The 13022-nt window shown below is 40.0% G+C and carries 5 protein-coding genes and 1 pseudogene; 5 read left to right on the top strand and 1 reads right to left on the bottom strand.

Translation table 11 applies throughout. From position 1 onward, the window contains the following. Nucleotides 1-12: 12 nt before the first annotated feature. The 3 genes and pseudogenes from H6F74_RS29905 to H6F74_RS08890 all read left to right on the top strand — a co-directional run. A pseudogene (locus tag H6F74_RS29905) lies at nucleotides 13-170 on the top strand (beta-ketoacyl-[acyl-carrier-protein] synthase II); the annotation flags it as partial. Nucleotides 171-306: 136 nt separating this feature from the next. After that, nucleotides 307-807, top strand: coding sequence for a 3-hydroxyacyl-ACP dehydratase FabZ (fabZ, locus tag H6F74_RS08895; protein ID WP_190439332.1), 501 nt, complete (start codon nucleotides 307-309; stop codon nucleotides 805-807). Nucleotides 808-891: 84 nt separating this feature from the next. After that, a complete protein-coding gene (locus H6F74_RS08890; protein WP_190439329.1) occupies nucleotides 892-1167 on the top strand; it encodes a hypothetical protein in 276 nt (91 codons plus the stop codon). Between the two features lie 97 nt (nucleotides 1168-1264). On the opposite strand, the gene H6F74_RS30915 is transcribed toward H6F74_RS08890, so the two are convergent. Then, nucleotides 1265-3277 (bottom strand): SBBP repeat-containing protein, encoded by a 2013-nt coding sequence (locus H6F74_RS30915; protein WP_190439327.1) that lies wholly within the window; start codon nucleotides 3275-3277, stop codon nucleotides 1265-1267. 1177 nt (nucleotides 3278-4454) lie between these two features. Here H6F74_RS30915 and H6F74_RS08880 point away from each other — a divergent pair. Further along, entirely contained in the window at nucleotides 4455-5732 is a 1278-nt protein-coding gene (locus tag H6F74_RS08880) for a class I SAM-dependent methyltransferase (RefSeq protein WP_190439325.1), read from the top strand. 73 nt (nucleotides 5733-5805) lie between these two features. Further along, nucleotides 5806-13020 (top strand): ATP-binding protein, encoded by a 7215-nt coding sequence (locus H6F74_RS08875; RefSeq protein WP_190439309.1) that lies wholly within the window; start codon nucleotides 5806-5808, stop codon nucleotides 13018-13020. The last annotated feature ends 2 nt before the right edge of the window (nucleotides 13021-13022 follow it).

The raw sequence follows: 13022 nt of genomic DNA, 5'->3' as shown, positions 1-13022 counted from the left end.
ATTACTTTGACAGATGCAATTCCTCCCACAATAAATCTAAAGAATCCCGATTCAGCTTGCGATATTGATTATGTTCCGCAGCTTTGCCCAACTCAACGGGTAGAAGTTCTCTTTCTAATTCCTTTAGTTTCGCCGTTCACAATGTCACCTTGGCACTTTATATTTTTTAATGCTAACAAGCATTAAAAAATATAAAAAAGTTTTGTGAGCATCTTGCTGATTACATTTTTACAAATTAAATCCGTTACTCAGCTTATCGACTGATTTATAACTCATTCCAATCAAATCCCCAATCAAAATTTACTCATGACAACTGTACTCGACGTTAATTTAACCAATTCTTCTGCCCCTGCTCCAGTTGCTTTAACGACTAACCCAATTCTCACAGTCGAAGAACTTCAGAAAATATTGCCCCACCGCTACCCCTTTTTACTTGTAGACAAAATTATTGAATATGTTCCAGGGGAACGAATTGTGGGAATTAAAAACGTTACCTTCAACGAACCTCATTTTCAAGGACATTTTCCAGGTAAACCGATTATGCCTGGGGTACTGATTGTAGAAGCGATGGCCCAAGTTGGCGGCGTGGTGCTGACCCAGATGCTAGAGTCGAAAAGCGGACTATTTGTATTTGCTGGTATTGATAAAGTCCGGTTCCGCCGTCAAGTGATACCAGGCGATCAGCTGGTAATGACAGTCGAATTGTTGTGGATAAAACAGCGACGTTTCGGTAAGATGCAAGCGCGTGCTGAAGTTGATGGCAAGTTGGCTACTGAAGGCGAGCTGACATTTTCTCTAGTGGATTAACAACAGTGGAAACAAAACCCCTCGGAGTTTTCCTAAGCAGTATTAAGTTACTAGCAATCTCGTCTCCATCTTTAGGAGTTGTGGATGGAAGACCAGACAATTAACGAACAAACTAACATCCTTCCTGAGTCTTCATTATGGGAGGCAATTCCCGATGAAACTGCCGCCACCTATACCGGAGCTGTACTGAGTGGCTCGCTGGATATGGTATTTCCATTGCTTATAAAAGCTGTGGTTAATACTATGATGGATTATTTCACTACTGGTGTGATGGCTAACTTTTTTGGGAGCCTGGTTGATAATTTGTTTGGTATTGGGAATTCAGAACGCGATCGCGCTCCTACCCCTCCTGTCGAGTAACAAATTGTTTGCCGTCATTCCCAAATTAATGTCGCTTTTACGGAACCATGATATATGGGGAGACGACAAGTATGTTACTCGACAACCTTGCTGGTAATTACTCAATCGATATTCTAGACTTGCTCGGACTTATTTTACGCCCTCGCAGCATAGCACCGACACATGAGACAGCAGCAAACATCAATAAACCAATTCCAGAAGATGCTTCAGGCACAGGGGTAGGTTCGATAACGTAAGGGTTACGAATAAGATTTGCTAACCCCGATCCATCCGTCCCGATACCTGTAGAAGAAAGAAACTCCTCAAAAAAGTTTGTCAGATAGTCTATCTGCTGGCCAGTGATTTGGGGTGAACCTACGTTACTAGCAAACAAGTTTAGCGATGAAAAGGGATTAACAGACTGTGGAGTACCGTTAAAGTTTTGCAAGTTTCCCGACGTTTTGTCGATCTTAGCCACCCAACCATCAAAAGATCCAGCATTAGTACCCCCAAAAGAACCCTGAGTAATACCTGTAGCGTAGAGGTTCCCGGCGTTATCAGTGCTGATACCGTAGCCTTGATCAAATTCGGGGGTTCCATACTGTTGAATCCACACTTGATTACCATCAGTGTCAAACCGAGACACCCAGGCATCAAAAGACCCAGCATTGGTTCCTCCCAAGTTGCCGTTGGTATATCCTGTCAGGAAGATATTGTCGTCATTGTCGATGTTTAGGCGGAAAGTTTGATCGTCACCAGCAGAGCCAAATTGTTTAATCCACAGCTGGTTTCCGTCGCTGTCATACTTAGCTAAGAAGGGATCGTAAGACCCGGCACTCTCTGCTGCTAAGTCACCCAGAGTCCATCCTCCAGCGTAAACATTGCCCTGAGTGTCGGTGTCTACACCCCAAATCCAGTCAAAATCAGCAGTCCCAAACTGTTTAGTCCACTCAACGTTACCATCATTGTCTAGCTTGGCTAAGGCAGCATCATAAAGTCCGGCATTGGTTCCCCCAAAATCGCCTAGAGTCCATCCACCAGCATAAACACTGCCATCGTTGCTGACAGCAACGGCGTAAGGTTCGTCAAAAGCGGGACTTCCAAACTCTGTAAACCACTGGCGGCTGCCATTAGTGTCATACTTAGTCACCCAGAAATCATCTGTAACAAAATCTGGAGATGACCTAACAGTTATTCCCGATAGGTAGACATTGCTATCTTCGTCAATATCGAGGCTAAAGGCGGAATTAATTAGCTCACGTCCAAACTGCTGAATCCACTGCTGGTTTCCATTGCTGTCAAACTTAGCTACGAAGGCATCAGCACCTTCTGCTTGCTTGGGTCCCCCCAAATTACCTTCAGTCGTTCCGCCTACGTATATGTTGCCTTGAACGTCAACTTTGATACCATAAATTGTATCAAAATTGGCAGAGCCAAACTGTATAGTCTGCAATTGATTGCCATTGCTGTCATACTTCACTATTACCGGATCGCGAGAATCTCCGTTATTGGCTCCTCCTAGAGAACCAGTGGTTCCTCCTGCTACATACACATTGCCGGAAGTATCGGTGGCGGTGACAGGAGTTACATCAAAACCCGGAGTCCCCAATTGCTTAGCCTGTGGTAGGACTGGTCCTGGTGGTGGGGTGGAACCTCGGAATTGGAAATAGTTACCTCCTAGATTCAAATTAGAACTACCAAGCAAAAAGCCGACGACATCAAGTCCAGTTTGCTGTTGCTTGAGTAGCGCCGACCCAATCCCCAGGTCTACCAGCTGGTAATCGTTTGCGGTGCCGAATAACTGAACGAAATCCTGCCCAGAGTTGAAGTCAATAACTAAACCAAAGTCGTTTACACCTAAGGGGACATCTGGGTCGCCGTTGGCATAGTAGGGCCGGCTCCAATCCCCAAGAATAAATGTGTCGCTCCACGAACGAAAAGTGGGATCTTCTATTGCTAGATCGCCAATAAAAAAATCAATCTGTGGTTGATTGAGATTAGGTGTAAGAGGTTGATAACCAAGTAGAGTATCGTTTCCAGCGCGGCTATAGATGAGTTGGTTTAGTTTAAAACCTACGGCAACGTCGCTGTTAGGTGTGTATGTTTGAAGGGTAAAGAACGATTCAGCCACTTTATTTGATCTCCTCAAAGGCAATTGAATAGGACTTCAACGAATCGAAACACGCGCTTTTGTGCTGAAGTTGAGGTTTACTAGCAACTGCAAGAGTCTTCGTAAAAAAAAACTCCAACTGCCTGCTAATTGACACTAAAAGCTGCTGCAAGTCGGTTTTGGCTTGCATCACTCTGCTTTCAGGGCGCATGGAGATGTCAGGAACGCACAGTACCCCCAACTCCAGCGCAGCTGAAAGAGAATTGTAATTTTGTAAATAAAATACCAAGCAACCTAGTAGGATTACTTAGGTGCTTAATCTCGTAAGCCGCTGTAACTCTTTGTCTCAGCGCATCTTGGCATTACCACGATGAATATGTCCATAGTTCCCCGGTATCTTTACCGAAAAAACATATTCAGAACTTCCGTGCCATTAGTGTAAATATCTATCCTAATCGGCTGTAAACCAGATCACATCTAATAACTTTTACGAATAATACTTAAGATAGAGGTAATTTTCCATTTACAAAAACTTTATCGAAATGGCAGGCAATGGGGGACTAGGGGCTGGGGAGTGCCTACGGATCGATCCTCATGGTTGAAATAAGGAAAAAATCTGTTGGCTTTAGAGGAATTTTGGGAAAATATTTGCCAGCGAATTTGTTAAATGCTTGCTGGGATTGACTTTCAGCGTTTGAGGCTCTAAACATCCCTTCCGGTAGGCTAAAGCGTTCTAGCGTCAATACTTCTGGGATAAGGCAAACCTAACCCAATACGGTTCCCGAAGAAGTTAAAAATCCAAAACCTACAATTGTCAATTGGGGTGGCCAGGATATCTAGCCTGATGTCACCCCAATTTCCCAGTTTGTCTTCACGATAATCGCGATAATATGCGGAACTTGAGGGAGCAGAAACCAGGCGGGAAATTTTGGATTTGTATCACCCGCGCCAGAATCTCTAACAAGTTGGGGTTATGAAAACGGTTAAAGCAAGCTGAACAGGGGACACCACGTTATGCGATCGCTTTGACAAGCTCACTCAACCACTAACACCTTGCTCTCGTAACCTGGATCTGGAAGACACAGGGTATCCGCGCCCGATAAATTATATACAAGTGTGCATTGTAAGTAATACCATTCCTAAATCATGGCTATAATCGCTCAATAGCTGCAATATAATTACGAATTACTCAATATCAATGCCTTACCCTACTCTTCCTTCCAGTATCCGCGAAATCTTGCTTGAAGTGTTGTCTACACTACCTCTGCAATTGTGCATTGATTGCTGGGGTACAGAGCAACTATCATCCACAAGCACTAATAACCATCTTTCTAAATTCACATTGCAGATTCATCATCCCGGAGTAATCAGGATTCTCATTCTCACTCAAGATATTTTGGTGTTAGGTGAAGCCTATCTTCAGGGCTTTGTGGACTTTTCAGGTGACATCAACGACCTACTACGATTAGAGAATATTTCCTACTCCCACATCAAACGCAGCAAATTAATCAAGTCTTGGACTGAAGCCCTGACTTTACCCCAGTTACCTGTATCGCTTCAAGAAAATTCACCTTGGCAAAAACTTAAATTTGGCACTAAAGAACGTGACCAAGCAGTTATTCAACATCACTATGATGTCGGCAATGATTTTTACCGCCTTTGGCTCGATCCTTTGCTTATTTACTCATGTGCTTATTTTGAAAGTGAACAGATGAGCCTCAAAGAAGCTCAGGAAGCTAAACTTGATAGAATTTGTCGTAAGCTGCGGCTGAAATCAGGAGAGTATTTACTAGACATTGGCTGTGGCTGGGGTGCTTTGCTACGCTGGGCTATAAGCCATTACGGAGTGAAAGGTTATGGCATTACTCTGAGCAAAGAACAACTGGATTTTAATCAGAGAATAATTGAAAAAGAAGGTTTGGGCGAACAGATGCAAGTTGAGCTTTTAGACTATCGAGACTTACCCAAGCAGCCAACTTTCGACAAAATTGTTTCTATTGGTATGGTTGAACACGTAGGAGTTAATAACTATCCAATATATTTTCAGAATACTTTATCTGCTTTGAAGCCTGGAGGTTTGTTCCTTAACCACGGCATGACTGCGATGGAACAATCGGATGGTTCTAGTCTTAACGATCGTTTTATTGAGCGTTACATTTTTCCGGATGGAAAATTGTCCAATCTGTCTACCAATTTAGCTGCCGCAGAGGAAAGGGGATGGGAAATTGTCGATGTTGAAACTTGGCGATCGCACTACGGCAAAACTTTCAGATGTTGGGCTGCTAACCTAGAGGTAGCGATGGAGCAAGCGATCGCTTTAATCGGAGAACCGAAAGCGCGATTATGGCGGCTTTATCTGACTGGTTTTGCCCAATCCTTTGAACAGAACTATCTGGCAGTCTATCAAATGTTACTGCGACGGCAGGCTGATAAAGAATGGAATTTGCCTCTTACTCGTAAGGATTGGTTATGTTGAGTGCTTTGATAAAGCTACGGGGTTGCATCTATCCTAAATATTGATTAATTTAAGTTTCTATAAATTTAAGATTATGCTTACCATTCCTGGCTACAAAAATTTAATAAAAATTCACGAAAGTTCAAAAACAGTTGTATACCGGGGATATAGCGATCGCGATCGGCAACCGATTATCGCTAAATTTCTTCGGAAAGAGTATCCCGATTTAACGGATGTTGCCAAATTCACACATCAATATGAAATTACAAAAAATCTGAATTTACCAGGAATAGTTAAACCAATAAAATTACAAAAGCACAAAAACTTTTTGGTTTTAATATTTGAAGATTTTGGCGGAGAAAGCCTAAAAGATAATATTACATCTCAAAGGATAGAACTACTGGATTTCCTGCAAATAGCTATTCAACTTTCAGAAACAATTGGTCAAATCCATAAATATAAAATTATACACAAAGATATTAAACCTCAAAATATTATCATTAACCCTGAAACTGGTCTAGTAAAAATTACTGACTTTAGCATTTCATCCCTATTGTCTGTCGAGAACCAAACAATTAGTAATCCCAATTTGCTCGAAGGCACTCTTGCCTATATGTCACCAGAGCAAACTGGGAGAATGAATCGCTCAATTGATTACCGCACAGACTTCTATTCTTTAGGTGTCACCTTTTATGAAATGCTGACGGGTCAGTTACCTTTCCAATCTAGCGACCCGATGGAATTGATCCACTGCCACATTGCTAAACAACCAGAAATACCCCATGCTCTGAATAAAGACATTCCGCAAGCACTATCAGCGCTGGTAATGAAGCTATTATCTAAAACTGCTGAAGACCGCTATCAAAGCGCTTTTGGAATAAAAGCTGACCTGGAATGTTGTTTAAATCAGCTAAACAATACTGGAAGAATCGAATATTTTTCACTAAGTAAATATGATATTTCAGATAAATTTCAAATTTCCCAAAAACTCTACGGACGGGAAGCTGAAATTGCGGTGCTAATGAACGCTTTTGAAAGGGTTAGTCTAGGCACAACTGAAATCGTGCTAGTTTCCGGCTTTTCTGGTATTGGTAAATCCGCATTGGTAAATGAAATTCATAAGCCAATTGTGCGGCAAAGAGGTTACTTTATTAGTGGTAAGTTTGACCAGTTTAAGCGAAACGTTCCTTATGATTCTTTAATTCAAGCTTTTCAGAAATTAATGAGGCAGTTGTTAACAGAAACTGAGGAACAGATATTTGTCTGGAGAAGGAAACTTTTAAAATCTCTCAGCTCCAACGGTCAGGTAATCATTGAAGTCATTCCTGAGGTAGAACTTATTATTGGCAAACAGCCTCCTGTTCCTGAACTAGAACCCGCAGAATCACGAAATCGCTTTAACTTAGTTTTTCAAAAATTTATTAGTGTCTTTACTACTAAAGAACATCCGCTAGTTCTATTTCTGGATGATCTACAATGGGCTGATTCTCCTTCTTTAAAGTTGCTTCAGCTACTGATGACTACTCCGAATAGCCAATATTTATTAATGATTGGTGCTTATCGAGATAATGAAGTCAATGCAACTCATCCTTTGATGCTGGCTTTGAATGAAATTGAGGCTTATAGAACTGTTATAAATAATATTGCCCTTCAACCTTTAAGTATAAAATATGTCAATCAATTAGTTGCTGATACTCTTCATTGCTCAATAGAAAAAACAACCTTTTTAGCAGAATTAATATTTCATAAAACCCACGGCAATCCCTTTTTTTTAACCCAGTTTTTAAAGTCGCTTTATGAAGAAAATTTAGTAACTTTTAACTTAGATAGTAGTTACTGGCAGTGGAATCTAGAGCAGATTCAGACAATGGAGATCACAGATAATGTGGTCGAATTAATGGTTAAGAAAATTCAAAAACTTGGCCAGACTACACAAAATGTGATGAAGCTGGCAGCTTGTATCGGTAATGAGTTTAATTTAAAAATACTTTCTATTGTCAATGAAAAGCCACAGATAGAAACCTCCGATACTCTCCAAGAAGCGGTAAAAGAAGGACTAATTTTACCAATAGGTGATGCCTATAAATATATTCAATCTTATGTAGATGATGCTGATGGGACTAATACTAATCAGGAGATAGAAGTTTCCTACAGATTTTTACACGATCGCGTACAGCAAGCCGTTTATTCTTTAATACCAGAAGCAGATAAACAACAGGTTCATCTCAAAGTTGGACAGTTGATTATTATAAATGCTAGTGCTTCAGAGCTAGAAGACAAAATTTTTGATATTGTTAATCAATTAAATCTAGGTAAAAACTTAATTGCTTCTCAAGAAGAAAAATATTTCTTAGCAAAATTAAATCTCACCGCTGGCAGTAAAGCAAAATTATCTAGTGCATTTGAACCAGCTTTGAAATACATTACTGCTGGTATGGAGCTGCTAGTAGAACATAGCTGGGAAACCCAATATGATCTGACTCTATCTCTTCACATGGAGCGTGCCGACTGTGAATATCTGAATGGAAATATTGAAGAATCTGAAAAGTTTTTTGAAGTAATTCTAAATAAAGCAACTTCAAAAATAGAAAAAGCTAACGTATATATTAGTAAAGTTATTATTAAAACTGCGCTGGTCAAGCCGCAAGAAGCTGTTAAAATTAGCAAGGAAGGTTTGAGGCTGTTTGGCATTGACATTCCCGATAATGAAACAAAATTAAAAAGTCTAATAGATCGGGAAAACGAAATTTTAAAACTAAATATTAAAAACAAGAAAGTTACAGAATTAATTAACGCCCCTGAGATGACTGATCCAGAGCAAATCATTTTAACAAAATTGCTCACAAACACGATTATGCCTGCTCGCTTTGTAAATAAAGATTTAGCGTATGTAGTAATCTTAAAAACCGTAAATATATCTTTAACCTATGGCAATTCAAATGTAACATCTTTTGCCTATATGTCTTATGGATTAGCGCTGGCAGGGATTGATGAATTTGAAACTGCTTATGAATTTGGCTCTCTAGCTTTAAAGCTTAACGATAAGTTTAATAACTTAGCTTTGAAGCCACGGCTTTATTCAGTATTTAGTAACTATATTAATCATTGGAAAAATCATTTAAAAACTGATTATAAATATCTGAAGCATGGGTTTGAGACTGCAATTGAAGTAGGTGATTTTCAATGGGCTACTTACCTGGTTTTTTACTTGGTAGTAAAGCTTTTCATGAAAGGAGAGGCTTTAGATAGTTTATATCAAGAATATCAAAAATATAATGAATTCTTAAGGCAGAAGTCTGGAGCTTTTTATGATTTTTTAAAGTTGACGCAAGAAATTATCTGTATATTACAGGGTGAGACGATAAAGGATGAGAGTTTTGAACGAGAGAAGCATATAAACGAAATAAAAAAGCTTGCCGGAATTCAGATTACTTATTGTATTTTTGAGTCTCAGAGACTCTATCTATATGAAAATTATGCCGATGCCGTGGTAATGGCAAGAGAAGCTGAAAAATTGGTGTCGGCTGTATTTGCATCAATTTTAGTGCCAGAACATTATTTTTACTACACTTTAATTCAAGCAAATCTCTATCCGGGTTTGTCGGATATGGAGAAAGAGCCAGCAATGGAAAATATGTTGGCTAATACAGAAACGATGAGAAAGTGGGCTGAGTCGTGTCCGCAAAACTTTCTTCATAAATACTTACTGATGTCAGCTGAGTTGGCTCGAATTACTGACAAACCTCAAGAGGCTATGAATTTATATGAAAGGGCAATCAAATCAGCACAAGAAAATGATTACATTCAAAATGAAGCTATTGCTAATGAATTAGCGGCGAAGTTCTATTTGGCGAAAGGATTTGATTTGATTGCCAAAGCCTACTTTACAGAAGCACGTTATAGCTATCTAAAATGGGGCGCGATCGCTAAAGCAAAAGCTTTAGAAGAAAAATATTCCCAGTTCTATTCTGCCACTTCCATAACAAACACTAAAGAAGCTAAAGCTGGCAGTGTAGCCTCTACTAGCGGGGAAGCGGGAGCGTTAGATTTGACAACGATTGTTAAAGCTTCTCAAGCCTTGGCTGGTGAAATTGTTCTGAGCAAGCTGCTAGAAAAATTAATGAAAATTGTCATAGAAAATGCAGGAGCGCAGAAAGGCTTTCTCATTTTAGAAGAATCTGGCAATTTAGTTATTGCTGCTGAAGGGGCAGTTGATCAAAGTGAGATAAGTGTTCTGCAATATACTCCCATAGAATCTAGCCAAAAAGTTTCAATAGCGATTGCTAATTATGTCAAGAGAACAAAAGAAAATTTGGTTTTAAACGATGCCGTTAACGAAGGTTTATTTAAGTCAGATATTTATGTATTACAACATCAACCTAAATCTATATTATGTACACCGATTATTAAACAAACGCAACTGCTCGGTCTGCTTTATCTAGAAAACAATTTAACGACAAATGCCTTTACTCCAAAACGGCTGGAAGTTTTAGAAATTTTGTCTTCTCAAATTGCGATTTCTCTGGAAAATGCCAAATTATATGATGAGATGACTGCCTTAAATGCGGATCTCAAGCAAGAAATCAGTGAACGCAAGCAAGCAGAAGCGCAGTTAAGCGATAGCGAAGAAAGGTTCCGGATTATTGCCGAAACAACTCCAATCCCGTTAATCATCACCCGCATAACCGATGGTTTAGTTCTTTACGCAAACGATGTTTGTAGTTCCAGTTTGGGTGTATCAACTAAAGAGTTAATTGGTCGCAAGGCTCCCGACTTTCAATACTACCCCACCGAGCGGCAAAAAATTGTAAAAATACTTGCTCAGAATGGCTACGTTCACAACTACGAATTACTGGCAAAGAAGCTAGACGGAACGCTATTTTGGATTAATCTATCTATTCAACCAATTACATTTAATGGCGAACGAGCGATGCTCAGTGCGTTCTTTGACATTAACGATCGCAAGCGGATGGAAGAACTTAAAGACGAATTTTTAGCTAACACTTCTCATGAACTCCGCACCCCACTTAATGGCATTATTGGTATTGCCGAATCTCTAATTGATGGTGCAACTGGAAAACTACCTGAAAAAACCATTTCTAACCTAGCAATGGTGGTATCAAGTGGTAGAAGATTGTCTAACTTAGTCAACGACATCCTCGATTTTGCCAAACTGAAACACCGGAATTTAGCGCTGCAAATCAAGCCAGTAGCAATGGACGCGATCGCTAACGTCGTGCTTACCCTCAGCCAACCTCTCATCGGCACAAAACCTTTGCAACTGCGAAACTCAATTGATTCCTTAACTCCCCCCGTTGATGCTGATGAAGATCGCTTGCAACAGATACTCTCCAACTTGGTTGGAAATGCGATTAAATTTACAGATACTGGTGTAGTCCAAGTGTCGGCTAAGTTAATAGAATCTAGCATAGAAAGTGAAGAGTTAAATCTAAACTCTTCAACTGAAAAATCTCTTACCCCTTGCTTAGAGATTTCAGTGTCTGATACTGGCATTGGTATCCCCGCAGATTCATTAGACAGAATTTTTGAATCTTTTGAACAAGCTGATGGCACAACCGCCAGAGTTTACGGAGGAACTGGCCTTGGTCTTGCCATCACTAAACAACTGGTAGAATTGCATGGCAGTAAAATTTGCGTTGAGTCCACCGTTGGTAAAGGCTCCCGGTTTAGCTTTACTCTGCCACTTTCACAAAATGTAGAGATACCAACAACATCCTTACATAAAACTCCCTCACTCACAAAATTTAAAGAGTTACCGGAGATATCTAAGTCGAAACTTAGTATTCAAGACGATAGTACCCAGCAAGATTTAACAGAAATCAAGACTAATGAAGGAGATTTTAAAATATTAATAGTAGATGATGAGCCTATAAATATACAAGTTTTAGTTAACTACCTTTCCGAGCAAAACTACACAATTAGCCAAGCCTCAAACGGCATCGAAGCCTTGTCAATAATTGAAAACGGCTTAAGACCCGACATGATATTACTAGATGTAATGATGCCGCGAATGACAGGGTATGAAGTTTGTCAAAAAATCCGCGAACAGTTTTCACCATCAGAACTGCCTATATTAATGTTGACCGCAAAAAATCAAGTATCAGATTTAGTGGAAGGATTCAACTCAGGGGCTAATGATTATTTAACTAAACCTATCTCAAAAAATGAACTTTTAGCGCGAATTAACATTCATCTTCAACTGGCTAATTTGGAGGCACTGCAACAATCTGAAGAGAGAGAGCGGGAGAAAGCGCAACAGTTAGAACTTACTTTACGGGAATTACAACGTACTCAATCTCAACTAATTCAAGCAGAAAAAATGTCTGCTCTTGGGCAACTGGTAGCAGGAGTAGCTCACGAAATTAACAATCCTGTAAACTTCATTTACGGTAATCTCAGCCATGCAAATAGCTATGCTCAAGACTTACTTAAACTCTTGGAACTCTATCAGCAACATTATCCCAATCCTGTGCCAGAAATTGTTTCCCAGGTGGAGGAAATTGAGCTGGAATATTTGAAAGAAGATTTGCCAAAAATTATCAACTCAATGGAGATGGGAGCTGAGCGCATTAATCAGATTGTGCTATCTTTGCGAAATTTCTCCAGGCTAGATCAAGCCGAAATGAAGGCAGTTGATATTCATTCTGGGATTGATAGTAGTTTGGTTATTTTGCAAAGTCGCCTGAAAGAAAGACCCGGACAGCCTGAGATTCAAATTATCAAAGAGTATGGTGATTTGCCCCTTGTGTATTGCTACGCTGGACAATTAAACCAGGTATTTATGAATCTGCTTACTAATGCGATTGATGCTTTGGAAATGGTGGGTGAGGACTGGAAAATGAGCAATGGGGAATTTCCAATCCAAAATCAGGCGATGTTTTGGGAAAAACCGGAGGTTGGAGGAAGAACCAGTCATCCCCCGAATCCCTCATCAATCTCCCCTAAAATTGCTTCAAAATCAGGCGATGTTTTGGTAAGAATTAATTTCCCCCAAAATCGAGCCGAAATTCAAAATCGGGAGATTCGGATTTGTACCGAAGTTTTAGAAGGCGACCAAATAGCGATCCGTATTGCCGACAATGGGTTAGGAATTCCGCCGGAAGTACAGCAGCGAATATTTGACCCCTTCTTTACGACTAAACCTGTAGGGAAAGGTACAGGACTAGGCTTGTCTATCAGTTATCAAATTGTGGTGGACAAGCATGGCGGTCAAATAGAGTGTCTGTCCACACCAGGGAGAGGAACAGAGTTTATCATTATCGTTCCTATTCGACAAAACTGCCTCTAATA

The sequence above is a fragment of the Trichocoleus sp. FACHB-90 genome (assembly GCF_014695505.1).
GTDB classification, from domain to species: domain Bacteria; phylum Cyanobacteriota; class Cyanobacteriia; order Cyanobacteriales; family FACHB-T130; genus Funiculus; species Funiculus sociatus.
This window is presented reverse-complemented; position numbering and strand designations above follow the sequence as displayed.

Bases quoted from the DNA above. Each gene is read 5' to 3' on its own strand.
- fabZ (WP_190439332.1), top strand. From the start codon at position 307: ATGACAACTGTACTCGACGTTAATTTAACCAATTCTTCTGCCCCTGCT.
- H6F74_RS08890 (WP_190439329.1), top strand. From the start codon at position 892: ATGGAAGACCAGACAATTAACGAACAAACTAACATCCTTCCTGAGTCT.
- H6F74_RS08880 (WP_190439325.1), top strand. From the start codon at position 4,455: ATGCCTTACCCTACTCTTCCTTCCAGTATCCGCGAAATCTTGCTTGAA.
- H6F74_RS08875 (WP_190439309.1), top strand. From the start codon at position 5,806: ATGCTTACCATTCCTGGCTACAAAAATTTAATAAAAATTCACGAAAGT.